Here is a 19,387-nt window from a genome sequence, read left to right as displayed (position 1 = left end):
AACCTTCCGCGATAACGTCGTCGGTGGGTGGGCAGCACCCAAGAGGCCGGGCCCGGACGGACGGCCGTGCCCGCCGCCCCGGAGTCGCCCGGCCCCGCGTGACGGCCCGGCCCCGGCGGGACGGGAAGGCGCCGTGGCCCGCCCGGCAGACGGCGGGCGGGCCTGCCCCGCGCCGGACAGCGAACGGGACGGGACGGGCTGGTCCCGACCGGAGGGAGGACGGCAGTGTCCGCATTCTCGCTCGAACCCGAGCAGGCCGCCTGGCGCGCCGAGCTGCGCGCGACGGCCGCCGAACGGCTGCGGCCGCTCGCCGACAAGGGCGAGCCGGGGCACGTCAACCGGCCGCTCCTCGCCGAGCTGGGCCGACTCGGGCTCCTGGCACGGCTGTTCAGCTCCGGCGCGCTGGACCTGTGCCTGATGCGGGAGTCCCTCGCGCAGTCCTGCACCGAGGCCGAGACCGCGCTCGCCCTGCAGGGCCTCGGCGCCCACCCGGTGCACGCGCACGGCACCCCCGCCCAGCGCGAGCGCTGGCTGCCCCGGGTCGCCGACGGCACCGCGGTCGCCGCCTTCGCACTGAGCGAGCCCGGCGCCGGTTCGGACGCGGCCGCGCTGTCCCTCACGGCGGAGCCCGACGGCACCGGCTGGCGGCTCACCGGCGCCAAACGCTGGATCTCCAACGCCCCCGAGGCCGACTTCTACACCGTCTTCGCCCGCACCACACCCGGCGCCGGAGCCCGCGGCGTGACCGCCTTCCTCGTCCCCGCCGACCGGCCCGGACTCACCGGAACCACGCTGGAGATGCTCTCCCCGCACCCCATCGGCGCCCTCGCCTTCGACGCCGTACCCGTGACCGCCGACGACGTGCTCGGCGAGGTGGACCGCGGCTTCGCGGTCGCCATGGGCACCCTGAACCTGTTCCGGCCCAGCGTCGGCGCCTTCGCGGTCGGCATGGCCCAGGCCGCGCTCGACGCCACCGTCGCCCACACCCGCCGCCGCGAGGCCTTCGGCGGCCGGCTGATGGACCTGCAGACCGTCTCCCACCAGGTCGCCGAGATGGCCCTGCGCACGGAGGCCGCCCGGCTGATGGTCTACGCGGCGGCCACGGCGTACGACGAAGGCGCCGCCGACGTCCCCCGGCGCGCCGCGATGGCGAAGCTGCTCGCCACCGAGACCGCGCAGTACGTCGTCGACACCGCCGTCCAGCTGCACGGCGCCCGCGCCCTGCGCCGCGGCCACCTCCTCGAGCACCTCTACCGCGAGGTGCGCGCCCCGCGCATCTACGAGGGCGCCAGCGAGGTCCAACGGGGCATCATCGCCAAGGAGTTGTACGCCCAGACCGACGACCGGGAGGTCCGGTGACGACCGAGCGCGTCAACCCGCCCGAGCTGTCCCCGCCCACGGGGTTCTCGCACGCCGTCGTCGCGTCCGGCTCCCGCGTGGTGTTCCTCGCGGGCCAGACCTCCCTCGACGCCGACGGCAGGATCACCGGCGACACCCTGCCCGAGCAGTTCGAGCGGGCCCTCGGCAACCTTCTCGCGGCCCTGCGCGCGGCCGGCGGCACCCCCGCCGACCTCGCCCGCGTCACCGTCTACGCCACCGACGTCGCCGCCTACCGCGCCCACGCCGGACGGCTCGGCCGCATCTGGCGGGACCTGGCCGGCCGGGACTACCCGGCGATGGCCGTCGTGCAGGTCGTACGGCTGTGGGACGAGCAGGCGATGGTGGAGCTGGACGGCTTCGCCGTACTGCCGTGACCGCCCAGCCACATCATCGGCGAGCGCGTCGCGGGCGGTCCCGTGACGCGCCACCGAAGGGGTGACGGTCACGCCCGGCGGGACGGCCGCCCGGTACCAGTGGAGGCTTCCAGACCCCCACGGAACCGGGAGGCATCCCCATGCCCGTACGTCCCGCCCTCGCCGCGGCCCTCGGCGCGGTCGCCCTGCTGTGCGTCGCCTCCGGCCCGGCCGGCGCCGACCCCGCCGAGACCGTCACCGTCGACACCACCGGCCGGATCGCGTCCGACGGCACGGTCACGCTCTCCGGCAGCTACCGCTGCACCGCCGGCACCGGACCGGTGTTCGTCACCTCCTCGCTGAGCCAGCGCGACCCCCGCGTCCGGCACGGCATCGGCGGCGGCATCGCCCAGTGCGACGGCGCCGAGCACCGGTGGCAGAACTCCGGCACGGTCGACTCGGAGGTCCTCAAGGCCGGCCGGGCCCACGTGCAGGCCACGCTCATGGAGATGCGGCCCGTGGGCATCGTCCCGCTGCCCGCCTTCCACGCGGTCACCGACCAGGACGTCACCCTCGCCCAGGGCTGAGCCGGGGGTGAAGCCAGAGGTGTGACTGCCATGAGCCAGGAGTGAGACGGCGTCGGGCGCCGGGCCGCCCGACGCCGTCGCGGTACGCCGGTCAGGCGCGCTGCCAGCTGTGCGGCGCGTGGAAGGCGTGCGGGCGCCAGCACGTGGTGCCGGGGGAGACCGGCGCGGTGTCGGGGGCGGCCAGGGCGCCGCGGCTCAGCAGCAGCACCGCGAGGGCGGCCAGCTCCTCCTCGGTGGCCTGGCCCTTCTCGACCCGGATCGGGGCGGTGGGCGATGCGGGGGACGTGGGGGACACGGGCATGGGAACCTCCGTCGGGGGTGCGGGAACCGAGCAGGATCACTGCGGGGGATTGCCGTGCTTGCGCGCCGGTCGCTCGGCGTGCTTGGTGCGCAGCATCGCCAGCGCGCCGATGAGGACGGCACGGGTGTCGGCCGGGTCGATGACGTCGTCGACCAGGCCGCGTTCGGCGGCGTAGTACGGGTGCATCAGCTCGGCCTTGTACTCCTTGACCAGCTCCGCCCGCCGGGCCTCGGGATCGTCGGCCTCGGCGATCTGCCGCCGGAAGATGACGTTCGCGGCGCCCTCCGCGCCCATCACCGCGATCTCGTTCGTCGGCCAGGCGTAGGTGAGGTCGGCGCCGATGGACTGCGAGTCCATGACGATGTACGCGCCGCCGTAGGCCTTGCGAAGGATCAGCGAGATACGGGGCACGGTGGCGTCGCAGTAGGCGTACAGCAGCTTGGCGCCGTGCCGGATGATGCCGCCGTGCTCCTGGCCGACACCGGGCAGGAAGCCGGGCACGTCGAGCAGGGTGACGATCGGGATGCTGAACGCGTCGCACAACTGGACGAACCGCGCGGCCTTTTCGCTCGCCTCGATGTCCAGCACGCCGGCCAGGGTCTGCGGCTGGTTGGCGACGATCCCGACGACCTGCCCGTCCAGCCGGGCCAGCGCGCAGATGATGTTCCGCGCCCAGCGCTGGTGCACCTCCAGGTACTCGCCGTCGTCGACGATCTCCTCGATCACCCTGGCCATGTCGTACGGCCGGTTGCCGTCGGCCGGCACCAGCTCCGCGAGCGACTCGCAGCGCCGGTCCGGCGGGTCGTCGCAGGGCACGGCGGGCGGGGTCTCGCGGTTGTTGCGGGGGAGGAGGGACAGCAGGTACCGGACCTCCTCCAGGCAGGTCTCCTCGTCGTCGTACGCGAAGTGGCACACCCCGCTGGTCTCGGCGTGGACGTCGGCGCCGCCCAGCCCGTTCTGGGTGATCTCCTCGCCGGTCACCGCCTTGACCACGTCCGGGCCGGTGATGAACATCTGCGAGGTCTCGCGCACCATGAACACGAAGTCGGTGAGGGCGGGCGAGTACGCGGCGCCGCCCGCGCACGGGCCCAGCATCACGCTGATCTGCGGAATCACCCCGGACGCCGCCGTGTTGCGGCGGAAGATGCCGCCGTACCCGGCGAGCGCGGTCACGCCCTCCTGGATGCGGGCGCCGGCGCCGTCGTTGAGCGACACCAGCGGCGCGCCGGCCGCGAGGGCCATGTCCATGATCTTGTGGATCTTGGCGGCGTGGGCCTCGCCCAGCGCCCCGCCGAAGATCCGGAAGTCGTGCGCGTAGACGAAGACCGTACGGCCCTCGACCGTGCCCCAGCCGGTGACGACGCCGTCGGTGTACGGCTTCTTCGCCTCCAGGCCGAACCCGGTCGCCCGGTGCCGGCGCAGCGGCTCGACCTCGTGGAACGAGCCCTCGTCGAGCAGCAGGCCGATCCGTTCGCGCACGGTGAGCTTGCCCTTGGCCCGCTGGGCGGCCGTCGCCTTCTCGCCGGGGCCGGCGAGTACGCGTTCGCGCAGTCGGGCCAGTTCCGCGACCTGGGACTTCATGTCTCCCTGCCTCTACGTGAGGAGTTCTCGAGGTGGCGTCACCGCAAGGAGCGTGACAACCGGGGCTGACCGTGCGCTGACGGGCCGCCGACGCACTCAACCACCGTTCCGTTCAGGCGGGTTGGAGGAGGCGGTCGCCGCTGAGGGCCGGGTCGTGGGAGAGGATCGCGCTCTCGATCCGGCGCAGCGCGGGGGAGGGCTGGATGCCGAGTTCGTCGTCGAGCCGGCGCCGCATCCGGTGGAAGACGTCGAGGGCGTCGGCCTGCCGTCCGGCACCGTACAGCGCGATCATCAGCTGTTCGCAGAACCGCTCCCGCAACGGGTGGTTGGTGTGCGCCTCGGCCAGTTCGGCGAGCACCGCCGCATGGTGGCCGAGCCGCAGCTCGGCGTCGAAGAGCAGCTCCAGTGCCCGCATCCGGTACTCCTCGTAGCGGGCGCCCGCCAGCTGGCACAGGGTCCCGCCGGGGAACCCGCCGAAGACGGGCCCGCGCCACAGCGCCAGCGCGTCCCCGAGCAGCCGCGCGGTGCGCCCGGCATCGCCCGGGGGCGCGGACTCGGCAAGCCGCACGGCCCGCACGAACTCCGCGGCGTCCAGCTCCCCTTCGCCCAGCCAGAGCCGGTAGCCGGCCGGATGGATCGTCACCCGCGACACCGGCCGCCCCGGCTCCAGCGCCCGCAGCCGGCGGCGCAGCCGGCTGATGTGCGCCTGCAGCGCGTTGGCCTGGTTGTCGGGCGCGGCCTCGCCCCACATCTCCTCGGCCAGGCTCTCCCCGGAGACCGGCCGGCCCTCACTCACCAGCAGCGTCTGCACCAGGATCCGCTGAAGATCGCCCGGCACGTCCGCCGGACCCGCGTCGGTGCGTATCTGCAGTGGCCCGAGAACGGAGAACCTCAGCATGTCTTTTCCCCCTGGACGACCTTGACGACAATTCCTCGGCGACGGTTTTTCCGGTGTTCTGCTGCGGTGGAAGGGCTGAGCCGCCGAACGCGCCACGCCCCGGCGGGCCTTTTTCTCGAGCGGCCCGCCGGGGCGGTTGCTCCGCCGGGACGGGGGGCGGCCGGCGGTTCCTGGGAATCCGGTGTCCGTCGCCTTCGGCGGAACACCGGCTGAGGGTGGTCTCTCTTCCGCGCGGCGGAGTGTGAATTCTCGTTCACCCGCGTACGGAAAGCATGAACCGGCTTGTGGTGGAGACTGCGGTGGAGCGGGCGGGCCCCTGGCTCCGGTGACCCGTGCCGTTCACAGGCCTCACATTGGCAGTCGGCACTGACGGAAAGCTGACACGCTTCTGACGCAGGCAAAGGAATTTCCATCCGCCCTTTTCCCGGACATCCCGGCGGTGCTGTACTCCCTTCGGAACTCCCTTGCCGTGAAAGGCTCCCGAAAGGGGTACGGAATGACCGCCACCACCACCGAAACCACCACCCACGACCGGATTCTCGACGCGATACGCCGGCACACCGCGAGCGAGAACCCGAGTTCCTTCCTGGCGCTCAACAGCGGAAACAGCGTCTTCACCGTGCCGGGCGCGGACGGTGTCGTCGTCTACCGGCGCACCGGCCGCTGGGCCGTGCAGTTCGGCGGCCCCTTCGCCGCCGAGGAGGACTACGGCACCCTGCTGGACGCCTTCCGCGCCCACGTCCGGGCCGAGGGCCTGAACCTCGTCGGCGTCCAGCTGCAGCGCACGGACGCCGAGCGCTACGCCGGGCGCGGCTTCACCGTCAACCAGGTCGGCGCCTCCTGGGCCGTGAGCCTCGACGGGTTCACCCTGCGCGGCACCAAGTTCATGCAGCTGCGCAACAAGATCTCCCGAGCCCACCGCAACGGCCTGACGATCCACGAGGCCGACGCGGCCGACGTGGGCGAGGCCATCGCGACCATCGACCGGGCCTGGCTCGGCTCCAAGGGCGGCGCCCAGCAACTGGAGTTCCTCGTCGGCCAGATCGGCGGCGCCGCCCAGGCCCACCGCCGGCTGTTCGTCGGCACCATCGACGGCGCCCCGGTCGCGTACATCTCCTACTCGCCGGTGTACGGCAGCCGGGCCGGCTGGATGCACGACCTCAGCCGCCGCATCCCCGAGGGCTCTCCCGGCCTCATGGAGGCCATCAACGCGCACGCCATCGAGGTGTTCCGGGCCGAGGGCGTCGAGTGGCTGCACTTCGGGTTCACGCCGTTCACCGGGCTCGACGCCGCCCAGGAACTCGACGGGCACAGCGCCGCGTTCCAGTGGCTGATGCACGCCCTGTGGGCCGAGGGCGCGGCGCTGTACCCGGCCCAGACCCAGCTGTCGTACAAGCAGAAGTGGGCGCCCGACGTGACCATCCCCGAGTACGTCGCCTTCGACGGCCCGCAGGCCTCGCTGCCCGGGTTCGCGCACGTCTTCCGTGCCTGCAACGCCTTCTGACGTCCCATCATCCGAACCGGGAGACACATCATGAGCCAGTCCACCGAGGAACTCCAGCACGCCATGGTCGAGCAGCTCATGGCCGTCATCGGCGCCCCCGACGACCAGCAGGTCGCCGACGCCGCCGACGCGGTCGTCCGCGCCCTCGACGAGCGGCTGCGCACCGAGGCCGCCGCCTGAGCGCGCGGCTGGATCAGACCGGCATCAGTGCCACATCAGTGCGGCGCGGAACGCTGGACGTGCGTTCGCCCGGCGGTCCGGGCCCGGGAGCACCGCACTGTGCTCCCGTCGTCCGGGCCCGCCGGGCGGGCCGCAGCCCGCGACCGCACGCGGGAGCTGAAGTCGACTCGCGGCGCCCGCAGCTCCGCGGGGCAGCGGCGCCGCCGCCCGCCACCGGGCACTTCTCCCAAGGAGAGCAACGCATGCAGCGTCCGCACATCCAGACGGCCGGGGTCCCGGCCTCCGAGGCCGCCCCGCGCCCCGGCGCCTCGGCGACCTTCGCCGAACTGCTCAAACGGGTCAGGGCCGAAGGCCTGCTCGACCTCGACCCGCGCTACTACGTGGGCAAGCTCGCCCTCAACACCACCCTGCTGCTGATCGGCTTCGCCGCCTTCTTCGAGCTGGGCGACACCTGGTGGCAGCTCGTCACGGCCCTGTGGATGGGCCTGTGCGGCGGCCAGTCGGCGTTCATGTGGCACGACGCCGGCCACAAGGCGATGTTCCGCAGCAAGAAGGCGGCCTCCGCGGTCGGCTACATCCACGCCAACCTGGTCAACGGGGTGAGCTACGGCTGGTGGGTCAACCACCACAACCGGCACCACAGCAACCCCAACCACCTCGACATGGACCCGGACATCGGCCGGCGCACCGCCATCTTCGACATCAAGCAGTACCCCACCCGCAAGGGCACCCAGAAGCTCGTCGTGCGCTACCAGAGCGTGCTGTTCTTCGTGCTGCTGGTCCTCGAGGGCTTCAAGATGCTCAAGACCGCGGTCAAGTCCATCGTCACCGGCAAGACCAAGCGGCCCGTGCTGGAGACCTTCCTCATCCTGCTGCGCGCCGCCGTCTATCTCACCTGCGTCTTCACCGTCCTGTCCCCGGCGCTCGCGGTCGCGTTCATCGTCGTCCAGCACGCCTCCCTCGGCGTCTACTTCGGCATGATCTTCGCCCCGAACCACAAGGGCATGCAGGTGCGCGACGGCGAGGAGGAGACCCTGGACTGGCTGGAGCGCCAGGTCCTCACCTCCCGCAACATCCGGCCCGGCCGGCTGGTCGACTTCCTCTACGGCGGCCTCAACTACCAGGTGGAGCACCACCTGTTCCCGGCCATGCCGCAGAAGAACCTGCCGCGCGCCCGCGAACTGACCATGCAGTACTGCGCCGAACGCGGAGTGCCCTACCACGAGGTCGGCTTCTGGGCCTCGTACCGCGAGGTCGCCTCCTTCCTCCACGAGGTCAGCGCCCCGGTCCGCCGCGGTGACGTGGAGGAGCAGATCCGGCGCCGGGCCATGGAATCCGTCTGACGCCGGCTCGCCGGTGCCCGGGGCGACCCCACCGCCACCCCGCTCCCCACATCCCCACACCCCACATCCCACACCCCGCACTCCGGCCCCCGGGCCGTACGCCCGGGCCCGCCGGTGGCCCGGGCGGCTCCTTGGCCAGGGGGCGACGCGACAGTCCGTAAGGAGCCAGCCCCATGTCCCAGACCACCGCGGCGGCGGGCGGCCTCACCGCTCCCGCCCCGATCGGCGCCCGCCTGGACCGGCTGCCGATCACCCCGCTGCACCGCAGACTCACCGCCGTCGTCGGCGTCGGCCTGTTCTTCGACACCTTCGAGAACAACCTGTCCGGCACCATCGGCAAGGTGCTGCAGAGCGACTTCGGCTTCGGCGCGTCCTCGCTCAAGCTCGTCCTGGCCTCCGCGTTCTTCGGCCAGTTCCTCGGGTCCCTGACGCTCGGCCGGATCGCGGACCGGTTCGGCCGGCGCCGGGCCTTCCAGCTCAACCTGGCCGTCTACTCGGTGGCGTCCCTGCTCGGCGCCCTCTCGCCGAACGCCGCCTGGCTGATCGCGACCCGCTTCGTCGCCGGCCTCGGCATCGGCGCCGAACAGGCCCTCGCCGACTGCTACCTGGCCGACGTGCTGCCCGCCGGCAAGCGCGGCCGGTTCATCGCCCGGGCCTACACCCTCGCCTTCTGCGGGGTCCCCGCGGTCGGCTTCGCGGCCCTGTGGCTGGTGCCGCGCACCCCGCTCGGCGTGGCCGGCTGGCGCTGGCTGTTCGTCCTCGGCGCCCTCGGCTCGGCCGTGGTGTGGATCCTGCGCCGGGGCCTGATCGAGTCCCCGCGCTGGCTCGCCGCGCGCGGCCGCACCGGCGAGGCCGACAGGCTGGTGTCGCGCATGGAGGCGGAGGCGGCGAGCCGGGGCCTGCTGCCGGACCGGCCCGCGCCCCGGGCCGAGACTCCGGGGGACGGCACCCGGCTGCGCGAGATCCTGCGTCCCGGCCTCCGCCGCCGCACCCTGGTCCTGTGGCTGTTCTGCGTGCTCTCGGTCGTCGGCTACTACGGCTTCGGCACGCTCGCCCCGCAGATCGTCGCCGCCAAGGGCTACGGCATCGTCGCCGGCCTCGGCTTCACCGCGCTGTCCTTCCTCGGCTACCCGGTGGGCTCCGCTCTCGCCCTGCCCGTCGTGGACCGCGTCGAGCGCCGCACCCTGATCGCCCTGTCGGCGGCCGCGATGGTCGCGGCCGGACTCGGCTTCGCGTACGCGGGCTCGGCGGAGCTGATCGTGGTCTGCGGCTTCGCCTACACCCTCTTCAGCAACGTCTTCTCCAGCGTCTCCCATGTCTACCTGTCCGAGCAGTACCCCACCGCGATCCGGGCCACCGCCGCCGGCGCCGCCTACTCGCTGTCCAAACTCAGCGCCGGCGCGCTGCCGTTCGTCCTGCTGCCGGTCCTCGACGCCGACGGCCCCGGCGCCCTGTTCGCCGTGATCGCCGCCGCCATGGCCGTCCTCGCGCTCACCGTGCTGACCCTGGGCGAGCGCACCACCGGCACCCCGGTCGACTGAACCCGCCCACCAGAACAAGGAGTTGAAGATGGCCTACGTCATCGGACTGCCCTGCGTCGACGTCAAGGACCGCTCCTGCATCGACGAATGCCCCGTGGACTGCATCTACGAGGGCCGCCGCGCCCTGTACATCCATCCGGAGGAATGCGTGGACTGCGGCGCCTGCGAACCGGTGTGCCCGGTCGACGCCATCTACTTCGAGGACGACCTGCCCGAGGAGTGGGGCGGCGACCACGCGGCCTCCAACGCCGGCTTCTTCGCGGACCTCGGCTCGCCCGGCGGCGGCAGCGCCCTCGGCCCCCAGGACCACGACTCGGCGCTGGTCAGCGCGCTGCCCAAGGGGGTGCCGGCGGCATGAGCGGCATCCTCGCCGGCAAGCGGATCCTGGTCACCGGGGTGGTCACGGACGCCTCCATCGCCTTCCACGTCGCCCGGATCGCCCAGGAGGAGGGCGCCGAGGTGCTGCTCACCGGCTTCGGCCGGCTCTCCCTGATCGAGCGGTTCGCGGGCAAGCTGCCGAAGCCCGCCCCCGTCATCGAACTGGACGTCACCGACCAGGGCCACCTGGACACCCTCGCCGACCGGATCGGCGCCCACACCGACTCCCTCGACGGCGTCGTGCACTCCATCGCCTACGGCCCCCAGGGCGCCTTCTCCTTCCTCGACGGCACCTGGGCCGACGTGGCGACGGCCGTGCACGTCTCGGCGTACTCCCTGAAGTCGCTCACCACCGCCTGCCTGCCGCTGCTTCAGCGGCGCGGCGGCTCGGTCGTCGGCCTCACCTTCGACGCGAGCGTGGCCTGGCCGCACTACGACTGGATGGGCGTCGCCAAGGCCGCCCTGGAGTCCACCAGCCGCTACCTCGCCCGCGACCTCGGCGGGCACGGCATCCGGTGCAACCTGATCGCGGCCGGCCCGCTGCGCTCCATGGCCGCCAAGTCCATCCCCGGCTTCCCGGAGCTGGCCGACGTGTGGACCACCGGCCGCGCCCCGGCCGGCTGGGACCTCACCGACCCCGAACCGGCCGCCCGCGGCGTGGTCGCCCTGCTGTCCGACTTCTTCCCGCGCACCACCGGCGAGATCGTCCACGTGGACGGCGGGGTGCACATGATGGGCGCCTGACGCGCCGAAAACCTGCGTCAGGCAGGCCCAGGCCGAGCGTCCGGGTGGGTTCCGGCGGTGGGGCGCCGCCGCCGGAAACCCGGAATCCCGCACCTAGCCGAGCGGGTCCTGCTCTCCGGGCGTCCGACCAGCCGCATCGTGCTGCGACCATACGGCGCATGATGGACGCTCAGTCCTCCCCGCTGCGGCGGGTCCGCGCGGTGAGCCGGCAGGGCACCCTGCTTCTCCCGCTGCACACATCCCCCGTCCTGGCCGGCTGTCCGTGGCGGACGCGGAACCTCCCTGTGCCGGCCGGGTCCTCGGCGGCCGGGGCGGGCCGAGCCGACAGCAGGACGCCCTCCCCGGCGTCGAAGCTCACGCCCTGGAAGGACGCGGCCCGGCGCACCTCCCGGAAACCGATGGTCCGATGTCCCCCGAGGCGGCCCGCCCGATCCGCTCGGCCCACCGCGCGACCGGACCCCCGCGCACTCCCGCCTGGAGCGCGGCCAGGGCGGGACAGTCCTCGGTCTCCGCCCGCGCGAGGGCGACCCGGACCCGCTTCGGGCGGGCGTCCGGGAAGGGGGCGTAGGCCGCGAAGAAGGAATCCGGATCCACGGATCCTCCGCTTTCCGCCATGGACGGCCCACGCCCCTTCCGCCGAAGCCCTCTACCGCACGTTACGCCGCCCTCACTCGGTCGTGCCGCCCGGCAGGATCCGCCGGAACCCGGTGTACGGCACCAGCGCCTCGGGCAGCACCACGGACCCGTCGTCCCGGGCGCCCTGCTCCAGCAGCGCGGCCACGGTACGGCCGATGGGCAGGGCCGAGCCGTTCAGGGTGGCCGCCGGGCTCTTGCGGCCGTCGGCGCGCCTGACGCGGATGTCGGCGCGGCGGGCCTGGAAGGTGCCGCAGTCGGAGACCGAGGAGATCTCCCGGTAGGAGCCGCCGCCCGGCAGCCACACCTCGATGTCGTACGTCATCCGCGCCGAGAAGCCCATGTCGCCCGCGGGCAGCAGCACGGTGCGGAAGGACAGTTCGAGGCGGCGCAGGCACTCCTCGGCGTGCCCCACCATCAGCTCCAGCTGCTCCTGCGCCCGCTCCGGCGCGCAGATCCGCACCAGCTCCACCTTCTCGAACTGGTGCAGCCGGAGCACCCCGCGGGTGTCGCGGCCGTACGCCCCCGCCTCCGCGCGGAAGCACGGGGTGCGGGCGGTGAAGGCGTACGGCAGGGCGCGCGCGTCCAGCAGCTCGCCGGCCACCAGGTTGGTCAGCGGCACCTCGGCGGTCGGGATCAGGAACAGCTCCCGGTCGCCGACCTGGGTGCGGAACAAGTCCTCCTCGAACTTGGGCAGTTGCCCGGTGCCGGTCATGGTGTCCCGGCTGACCAGGAACGGCACGGACTGCTCGGTGTAGCCGTGCTCGCGGGTGTGCAGGTCGAGGAAGAAGTCGCCGAGGGCCCGCTCCAGCCGGGCGCCGGCGCCCCGGGCCACGCTGAACCGGGCGCCGGAGAGTTTCGCGGCGGCGGGGGAGTCCAGGATGCCGAGCGCCTCGCCGATCTCGGCGTGGTGCCGGGCCCCGGCGGCCGGACGCGGCTCGGGCCCGCCGCGCCGTATCTCCACCGCCTCCTTCTCGGAGTCGCCGTCCGGCACCGCGTCCAGCGGCAGGTTCGGGATGGACAGCAGCATGCCGGACAGCTCTCCGGCCGCCGTCCGCGCGGCGGCCTCCGCCGTCTGGACCTCGGCCCGCAGGGCACGCGCGGCCTCCTTCTCCGCCTGTGTGGGCGGGCCGGAGCGGCGGGCCCTGGCCGTGCGGTTCAGCTCGGTGCGCAGCCGGGTGACCTCCGCCTGGGCGGCGGTGCGGGCCCGCAGGGCGGTGGCCAGCGCGTCCAGGTCCAGCTCGTGGCGGCGGCGGGCCAGGCGCCGTACGGCGTCGGGGCCCGCCTCGATCAGCTCGTGCGGGTCATGCATGGCGGTCTCCTGTCAGGGCGGGGGAGGGGGCCGGGGCGTCCGCCGCGAGGTGCCGGGCGCCGAGCGTGCGGTAGCGCGCCGGGCGTGCCGTGCGCAGCCGGGCGGCGTACGCCAGCCCGCCGAGCGCGACCAGCGGCAGCAGCCAGGGCAGGGCGGCGATCACTTTCGAGGGGGAGCCGGTGAGCATGTCGAAGTTGCCGACGACCAGCCACACGGAGGCGGCCAGCCCGGCGAAGCCGAGCAGCGGGGCGAGGGTCTCCCGCCACCAGTGCCCGCCGCCACCGCGCAGCCGCAGCCCCAGCACGGACAGCGCGGCCAGCGCCTGCAGGGCGACGATGCCGAGGGTGCCGAGGCCGAGCATGCTGGTGGTCAGATCGGCGTACGGGTCCAGGCCGGCCACCGCGAAACCGGCCACGACGAGCGTCGTCAGCGCGCTCTGCGCGAGGCTCGCCCGGTGCGGGGAGCCGTGCCGCGGGTGCTCGGCGGCCAGCGCGCCCGGCAGCAGCCCGTCCTCGGCGAGGACCTGGGCGTACCGGTTGGCGGCGCTGTGCAGGGCCAGCGTCGCCGCGAACAGGCTGGTGCACAGCAGGACCTGGAGGCCCGTGCTGCCGGCCGTGCCGAGGAAGTCGTCGCCGAGCACGAAGAACAGGTCGCCCATCTGCTTGCCCGCGACCTCCCGCACCCGGCCGCTGCCGACCGCGCCCACCGCCAGCCAGCTGGTCAGCGCGTAGAAACCGGCGATCAGCACCACGGCCGCGTACGTCGCCCGGGGCACGCTGCGCCGCGGGTCCCGGGCCTCCTTGCCGTACAGCGCGGCCGACTCGAAGCCGATGAAGGAGACGAACGCGAACATCAGCGAGACGCCGGCGCCGGGGCCCGCGGCCGTGTGCGGCGAGAACGAGACGGCGGGCAGGGCGTGCGCCCCGTGCCGGACGAGGATCGCCACGTCGAGCGCCGCCAGTACGCCGATCTCGCCGAGCATCAGCAGGGCGAGCACGCGGGCGCTGAGCGCGATCTCCCGGTATCCGAGCACGGCCGTCAGCACCAGCCCGACGGCCGCGCACCACTCCCAGGACACCGTCAGCCCGTGCGCGGCGAGCACGAGGTGCGTGAAGTAGCCGAGCGCGCCCGCGAGGCCGATGGTGGCGCAGTTGTAGGAGAGCAGGGCGACATATCCGGCCGCGACGGCGGGCGGCCTGCCGAGACCGTCGGCGACGGAGGCGTAGAAGCCGCCGGATCCGCCGGTCCGCCGGGCGCTCACCGCGTACCCGACCGAGAAGCACAGCAGGGTCACTCCGGCGAAGAGGAAGGCCGCCGGCACACCCGCGCCGTCACCGAAGGCGAACGCGAGCGGAACCGTGCCGACCATCGCGGACAGCGGGGCGGCGGCGGCGACGATGAGAAAGAGGATGTGCCCGGTACCGAGCCGGCCGGGCGGGGAGGGGGAACCACTGGTGGACATGGGGACTCCAGAGCAGGGGGAGGAGGACGGGGAACAGCCGCCCGCAGGGGTTTTCCACGGACGGCTGCTGGAGCGCCCCACGGGGACGCGGGGCGGTGACGCTTACGCGGGTGCAATCGCCAGTGCGGTGTTCTGGCCCCCGAATCCCAGCGAGTTGCTCAGCGCCAGATCGATCGGCATCTCGGTCAGGGTCTGCGCCAGCTTCACCTCGATCCGCGGGTCGGGCAGGACCAGGTTGGCGACCGGCGGGACCATTTCGTGTTCCACACTCAGCACGGCGAACGCGGCCTCGACCGCCCCCGCCGCGCCCAGCAGATGCCCGGTGACTCCCTTCGTGGACGTGACCAGCGGATCCCCGCGCAGGGTCCGCTGGATCATGCGGGCCTCGGACAGGTCGTTGAGCGGTGTCGACGTGCCGTGGGCGTTCACGTGCTGCACGTCGTCCGGGTCGGCGCCCGCGTCGGCGAGGGCCGCCCGCACGGCCGCCTCGATGCCCGCGCCGTCCGGGTGCGGGGACGTCATGTGATGGGCGTCGGCCGTCGCGCCGTAGCCGATGATCCGGCCGTGCACATGGGCGCCCCGCGCCCGAGCGTCCGCCACCCGTTCCATCACGAGGATCCCGGCGCCCTCCCCGGCGACGAACCCGTCCCGGTCGGCGTCGAACGGCCGGGACGCGGACGCCGGGTCGTCGTGCCGCCTCGACAGCGCGCCCATCTGGGCGAACCCGGCCATCACCAGCGGGGTGATCATGGCCTCGCTGCCGCCGGCGAGGACGATGTCGCAGCGGCCGAGCGCCAGCAGGTCCCGGGCCGTGCCGATGGCGGTCGCGCCCGAGGCGCACGCGGTGGCCACCACCAGGTTGGGCCCGGTCGCCCCGAACTCGATGGCCGTCTGGCCGGCCAGCATGTTCGGCAGCTGCATGGGCAGCAGCAGCGGCGACACCCGGTCGGCGCCCTGTTCGCGGAGCACATGGTGCTGCTCCTCGACCGTGCCCGGACCGCCGTCGGCGCAGCCCAGCACCACGCCCACCCGCGCGCCGTCCCAGGTCTGCGGGTCCAGGCCCGCGTCGGCCACCGCCTCGTGCGCGGCGACCAGCGCGAACTGCACGAACCGGTCGAGCCGGTGGGCGCGCCGTGCGCTGAGCAGGGTCTCGGGATCGAAGCCGGGCACCCGGCAGGAGATCTGTACGGGGTTGTCCGCCAGTACCGGATCGAGGGCGGCGGCCGGCCTGCCGTCGCAGACCGCCGTCCAGCTCGGCCCGACCCCGATACCGCCCGGGGTGACCAGGCCGAGCCCGGTGACGGCTATGTCCATGCCGGCCATCAGACCGTCGCGCTCCGCTCCTCCATGAGCCGGACCATGTCGGCCACGGTCTCGGCCTCCAGGAGGTCGTCGTCACTGATGTCCAGGTCCAGCTCGGACTTCAGCAGCAGCGACAGCTCCACCACGGCCAGCGAGTCCAGCTCGATGTCCTCCCGGGTGGCCTCCGGGGTGATGGCCTCGGGCGACACCTTGAGCTTGTTGGACAGGATTTCCTTGAGCTGCTCCAGCATGACGGTTCCTTTCGAAGGTGTACGCGCCGCGCGTACCGCTGAATACGAGTTACTGACGTTGCGTCAGGGTGTCTGCGCGTCAGAAGGTCTGCAGCCGGGGCCAGAGGACCGTCGCCGCGCCCCACGACAGTCCGCCGCCGAACGCGGTGAGCAGGACCCGGTGGCCCGTGGCGAGCCGCCCCTCGGCGGTGGCCTCGGCGAGCAGGAGCGGGATCGAGGCGGCGCCGGTGTTGCCGACCCGCTCGATGTTGCTCAGCCGCCGCTCGCCGGGGATGCCGAGCCGGTCGGAGACGGCCTCCAGGATCCGGGCGTTGGCCTGGTGGGCCACGAACCGGTCGACGTCGGCCAGGCGCCAGCCGGCCCGCTCGGCGGCCTCGGTGGACGCGGCGGTCATGCGCTCCACCGCGTGCCGGTAGGTGTCCCGGCCGAGCATCTGGAAGAAGTGGTCCTCGGGCGCGGCCGGGCGGCCGGTGGACCGCTGCCGGGAGCCGCCCGCGGGCACCTCGATCAGATGGCTCAGCTCGCCGTCGCTGCCGAGCACCAGCGGCCCGATCGCCCCCGGTTCGGCGGGCGAGCCGGCCCGCAGGACGACCGCGCCCGCGCCGTCCGCGAAGATCACCGCGGTGGTGCGGTCGGCCGGGTTGATGATCGTGGTGAAGGCGTCCGCGGCGACCAGCAGCACGCTGTCGGCCACCCCGGCCGCGATCAGCCCGGCGGCGGACGCCAGGCCGTACAGGAACCCGGAGCAGACGGCCGCCACGTCGAAGGCGGGCACCTGCCCGAGCCCCAGCCGCGCCGCCACCTGCGGTGCGGTCGCCGGGCAGGGCTGGTCCGGGGTGGTGGTGGCCAGCACCACCGCCCCGACCCGCTCGTCGCCCGCCGACTTCAGCGCCCGCAGGCCCGCCTCCACCGCCAGGTCGCCGGTGGACGTGCCCGGGGAGACGAAGCAGCGCTCGGCGATGCCGGTGCGGGAGCGGATCCAGGCGTCCGAGGTGTCCAGCCGGGCCGCCAGGTCGTCGTTGGTCACCCGGTTGGGCGGGACGTACGACCCGATGCCGGCGATCACCGCGGCCCGCCCGGCGCTCATGCGCCCGCCTGGGAGGAGAGGACCTCCACGGGCAGGCCCATGTACGCCATGCGCACCTCGGCCATCTCGTCGGTCCAGCGTTCGGCCATGTCGTAGCGCTGCTCGGCGGTGGTGTCGAGGAGGCGCACGCCGGGCCAGATCTCGTAGTCGCCGATGAGGTCCGCGTGCCGGCCCATGCCCTCCTGGAACAGCTCCTCGCGGTGGATGACGAACTCCCGGTCCGGGATCTCGTCCCACAGCTTCACCCCGGCGCGCAGGATCTCGAGCAGCCTCGGCCTGTACTCCGGGTGCTCGACGACGTGGTCGCGCAGGATGGTGCTGGCCACCGTGAGGTGCCGGATCTCGTCGATGGCGGTGCCGCGCGAGATCTCGCCGGTCGCGGGGGACAGCGGGGTCCACTTGCGCTCGCTCAGCTCGGCGGCCGGGGCGAGCACGCCCTCGATGACGATGGCGAACACGGCGACGCCGCCGGGGAAGTCGGCCTGGTCGCGGACGATGTCCAGGGTGAAGTCCACCACCGGGTCCAGGACCCGCTTGCGGTAGTCCCGGGCCATTTCTTCGATGTCCTTCAGCAGCGTGTGCTGCGGGATGCCCAGGTCCACCAGGTGCTGCCGGAACACCCGGGCGTGCCGGGCCTCGTCGAGCAGCTGGGTGGCGTAGAACTCCATCTGCGGGATGCCGGGCGCGATCGAGACGTAGTGGCCGAGCAGCCGGGTGGCCAGCTCCTCCGCCAGCGCCCGGAAGCCGAACTCCAGCACCAGGGCCTCGCGCAGCGGGCCCGGCGCCTTCAGGAAGTCCGGGGTGAGCGCGTTCTCGTGGTGGCCGGTCGCCCCGCGGTCGCGCAGGGTGCCCTGGGCGACCGCGGTGATCCAGTAGGCGAGGTCGCACTGCTCGGGGCCGAGGGTGAGTTCCTTCGCACCGTCCAGCAGACCGGGCGCCTTCTCCCAGTCCGCCTCCGGTGCCACAGATGCGGTCATGACGCGGCGGCCTCCTTCGCCGGACGCAGGGAGCCGGCGTACAGCCCGCCGGCGTAAGAGAGCAGCGGCGGCCCGTCGTCCGCCGTGGCCCGCACGACGTGGCCGAGCAGCAGCTCGCTGTCGCCCGCCGCGTGCGCGGAGTGGAAGCGGCAGACGTAGTGGGCGAGCGCGCCCGCGATCAGCGGGGCGTGCGCGTACCGGTCCGCCGTCCAGGCCAGGCCCGTGAAGGCCGCGTCGCCGTCGGGCCGGGAGCTGTCCGCGAACCGGCGTGCCACGTCGGCCTGTTCGCCGCCGAGCACGTTGATCGCGAACCGGCCCTCGGCGGCCGCCAGCCGGGCGAAGGACGAGCCCGCCCGCAGCACGACCCCGACCAGCAGCGGCTCGCGCGAGACGAGGGTGACCGTGCTGGCCGTCGTGCCGTGCATCCGCTCCTCGGGGCCGGTGGTCAGCACCGACACCGGGGAGGCCAGGTGGTACAGGGCGCGCCGGCGCTCGGCCGGGTCCTGCCGGACCGGGCGCCGTACATCCGTGGCGGTGGTCATCGCACGGCCTCCGTCTCGCGTACGGCGCGGGCGGGCACGTGCCCGACCGGCACCGGGTCCATGGCGTGCCCGACCGGCTTGGGGTGGGGCAGGCCCAGGTCGTCCAGGAGCCTCAGGTAGCCCTCCTGGCGCACCGGTTCGAAGGGCAGCGCGAAGGACTTCATGAAGTTGCCGAACAGGCCGCGGTCGCCGAACAGGTGGAACGGCAGCACCAGCAGCGCCCACTCCGGCTTCACCAGCCAGCACCACAGCGCGGCGACCGCGCCCTGCGTGATCAGGCTGTGCATGACGTTGTAGAGGACGTAGTACGCCTTGTGGATCGGCCGGCCGCCGCTCCTGCGGAACGCGATCGCGCCGGGGATGTAGCCGATCAGGTCGATGTAGAGGAACAGCCCGAGCGCCGGCAGCCAGCGGATGTCGCCGAAGTGGTAGGCGATCAGGCCGGTGGTGACGGCGAGGCCCACCAGGTACTCGGCGCGGTGCAGCGAGTAGGTGCGCGGGGTCTCGAAGGGGTTCGCCTGGTCCATGTCAGCTCCTCGCCCGGGTCCTAGGCGCCGACCGCTGCGGGCGTGGTCAGTTCGATGCCGCCCTGGATGCGCACGGCCGGGAACAGGCCGGTCAGCGCCCAGGCGACGGTCTCCTTGATGACCCGCTCGGCGATCGGGTCGAGGATGCCCTCGAGGCTCGGGATGCCGAAGTCGAAGTCGGCGTCGAAGCGGACCGCGACGTCCGCCCCGGACTGCCGGACGGACCAGGTCCCGGAGAAGGAGTCGAAGTCCCCGTCGGACTGCTCGAAGCGGATCGCGCCCTCCTCCGGCACGACCGTGTCGTCCTCGGTCCAGCGCAGCAGGCCGCTGCGGAAGTGCAGCTCCCAGCTGGAGGAGGCCTTCGGGTCGGGGTAGGAGGCGTGCACGGTGGTCGCGTTGACGTGGGGCGCGAGGTCGGGGTACCGCTCCCAGCGCCGTACGGCGTGCAGGACCGTCTCGGCCTGCTCCGCGGGTATCAGGGCATCGAGTTCGACGTGCCGCACG

The 19,387-nt window shown here is 73.4% G+C and carries 21 protein-coding genes; 9 read left to right on the top strand and 12 right to left on the bottom strand.

The features are described 5' to 3' along the window. Positions 1-225: 225 nt before the first annotated feature. From OG956_RS08280 to OG956_RS08270, 3 genes are all read left to right on the top strand, one after another. Positions 226-1,359, top strand: coding sequence for an acyl-CoA dehydrogenase family protein (locus OG956_RS08280; RefSeq protein WP_330337301.1), 1,134 nt, complete (start codon positions 226-228; stop codon positions 1,357-1,359). After that, positions 1,356-1,754, top strand: coding sequence for a RidA family protein (locus OG956_RS08275; RefSeq protein ID WP_330337300.1), 399 nt, complete (start codon positions 1,356-1,358; stop codon positions 1,752-1,754). Before OG956_RS08280 ends, OG956_RS08275 begins: the two co-directional genes overlap by 4 nt. Before the next feature lie 140 nt (positions 1,755-1,894). Further along, on the top strand, positions 1,895-2,320 hold the full coding sequence (locus OG956_RS08270) for a DUF6299 family protein (protein ID WP_330337299.1): 426 nt from the start codon (positions 1,895-1,897) through the stop codon (positions 2,318-2,320). A gap of 91 nt (positions 2,321-2,411) precedes the next feature. Here the strand turns inward: OG956_RS08270 and OG956_RS08265 are convergent, their stop codons facing one another. From OG956_RS08265 to OG956_RS08255, 3 genes are all read right to left on the bottom strand, one after another. Next, positions 2,412-2,621, bottom strand: a complete 210-nt coding sequence (locus tag OG956_RS08265; protein ID WP_330337298.1) for an acyl-CoA carboxylase epsilon subunit — start codon at positions 2,619-2,621, stop codon at positions 2,412-2,414. A 36-nt stretch (positions 2,622-2,657) separates the two neighbouring features. After that, a complete protein-coding gene (locus OG956_RS08260; protein WP_330337297.1) occupies positions 2,658-4,202 on the bottom strand; it encodes an acyl-CoA carboxylase subunit beta in 1,545 nt (514 codons plus the stop codon). Positions 4,203-4,314: 112 nt separating this feature from the next. Continuing rightward, positions 4,315-5,100 (bottom strand): AfsR/SARP family transcriptional regulator, encoded by a 786-nt coding sequence (locus OG956_RS08255; protein WP_330337296.1) that lies wholly within the window; start codon positions 5,098-5,100, stop codon positions 4,315-4,317. A gap of 496 nt (positions 5,101-5,596) precedes the next feature. Here OG956_RS08255 and OG956_RS08250 point away from each other — a divergent pair, with 496 nt between their 5' ends. The 6 genes from OG956_RS08250 to fabI all read left to right on the top strand — a co-directional run bounded on the left by OG956_RS08250 (position 5,597) and on the right by fabI (position 10,790). Continuing rightward, on the top strand, positions 5,597-6,604 hold the full coding sequence (locus OG956_RS08250) for a DUF2156 domain-containing protein (RefSeq protein WP_330337295.1): 1,008 nt from the start codon (positions 5,597-5,599) through the stop codon (positions 6,602-6,604). A 30-nt stretch (positions 6,605-6,634) separates the two neighbouring features. Continuing rightward, entirely contained in the window at positions 6,635-6,784 is a 150-nt protein-coding gene (locus tag OG956_RS08245; protein WP_330337294.1) for a hypothetical protein, read from the top strand. Between the two features lie 242 nt (positions 6,785-7,026). Next, positions 7,027-8,127: a fatty acid desaturase family protein gene (locus OG956_RS08240; RefSeq protein WP_330337293.1), complete on the top strand. Its 1,101-nt coding sequence runs from the start codon at positions 7,027-7,029 to the stop codon at positions 8,125-8,127. Between the two features lie 173 nt (positions 8,128-8,300). Further along, entirely contained in the window at positions 8,301-9,668 is a 1,368-nt protein-coding gene (locus tag OG956_RS08235) for an MFS transporter (protein ID WP_330337292.1), read from the top strand. Between the two features lie 28 nt (positions 9,669-9,696). Then, positions 9,697-10,026 (top strand): ferredoxin, encoded by a 330-nt coding sequence (fdxA, locus tag OG956_RS08230; RefSeq protein WP_330337291.1) that lies wholly within the window; start codon positions 9,697-9,699, stop codon positions 10,024-10,026. After that, entirely contained in the window at positions 10,023-10,790 is a 768-nt protein-coding gene (gene fabI, locus OG956_RS08225; RefSeq protein ID WP_330337290.1) for an enoyl-ACP reductase FabI, read from the top strand. The genes fdxA and fabI overlap by 4 nt, the downstream gene beginning before the upstream one ends. 667 nt (positions 10,791-11,457) lie before the next feature. On the opposite strand, the gene serS is transcribed toward fabI, so the two are convergent. From serS to OG956_RS08180, 9 genes are all read right to left on the bottom strand, one after another. Then, entirely contained in the window at positions 11,458-12,735 is a 1,278-nt protein-coding gene (gene serS, locus OG956_RS08220; protein WP_330337289.1) for a serine--tRNA ligase, read from the bottom strand. Then, complete coding sequence (locus tag OG956_RS08215; RefSeq protein WP_330337288.1) at positions 12,728-14,197, bottom strand: APC family permease; 1,470 nt, start codon at positions 14,195-14,197, stop codon at positions 12,728-12,730. The genes serS and OG956_RS08215 overlap by 8 nt, the downstream gene beginning before the upstream one ends. Before the next feature lie 102 nt (positions 14,198-14,299). Continuing rightward, positions 14,300-15,520: a beta-ketoacyl-[acyl-carrier-protein] synthase family protein gene (locus OG956_RS08210; protein WP_330337287.1), complete on the bottom strand. Its 1,221-nt coding sequence runs from the start codon at positions 15,518-15,520 to the stop codon at positions 14,300-14,302. Next, the gene (locus tag OG956_RS08205) at positions 15,520-15,750 is read right to left on the bottom strand and encodes a phosphopantetheine-binding protein (RefSeq protein ID WP_076095786.1); all 231 of its coding nucleotides are present in this window, start codon (positions 15,748-15,750) and stop codon (positions 15,520-15,522) included. Before OG956_RS08205 ends, OG956_RS08210 begins: the two co-directional genes overlap by 1 nt. Positions 15,751-15,829: 79 nt before the next feature. Further along, positions 15,830-16,837: a beta-ketoacyl-ACP synthase III gene (locus tag OG956_RS08200; protein ID WP_330337286.1), complete on the bottom strand. Its 1,008-nt coding sequence runs from the start codon at positions 16,835-16,837 to the stop codon at positions 15,830-15,832. After that, positions 16,834-17,814 (bottom strand): VlmB-like protein, encoded by a 981-nt coding sequence (locus tag OG956_RS08195; protein WP_330337285.1) that lies wholly within the window; start codon positions 17,812-17,814, stop codon positions 16,834-16,836. The genes OG956_RS08200 and OG956_RS08195 overlap by 4 nt, the downstream gene beginning before the upstream one ends. Then, entirely contained in the window at positions 17,811-18,356 is a 546-nt protein-coding gene (locus OG956_RS08190) for a flavin reductase family protein (RefSeq protein WP_330337284.1), read from the bottom strand. Before OG956_RS08190 ends, OG956_RS08195 begins: the two co-directional genes overlap by 4 nt. Further along, the gene (locus OG956_RS08185) at positions 18,353-18,883 is read right to left on the bottom strand and encodes a hypothetical protein (protein WP_330337283.1); all 531 of its coding nucleotides are present in this window, start codon (positions 18,881-18,883) and stop codon (positions 18,353-18,355) included. The genes OG956_RS08190 and OG956_RS08185 overlap by 4 nt, the downstream gene beginning before the upstream one ends. A 20-nt stretch (positions 18,884-18,903) precedes the next feature. Beyond that, positions 18,904-19,386, bottom strand: a complete 483-nt coding sequence (locus tag OG956_RS08180; protein WP_330337282.1) for a type II toxin-antitoxin system RatA family toxin — start codon at positions 19,384-19,386, stop codon at positions 18,904-18,906. Position 19,387: the final 1 nt, after the last annotated feature.

The organism is Streptomyces sp. NBC_00557, assembly GCF_036345995.1.
Lineage (GTDB): Bacteria > Actinomycetota > Actinomycetes > Streptomycetales > Streptomycetaceae > Streptomyces.
This window is presented reverse-complemented; position numbering and strand designations above follow the sequence as displayed.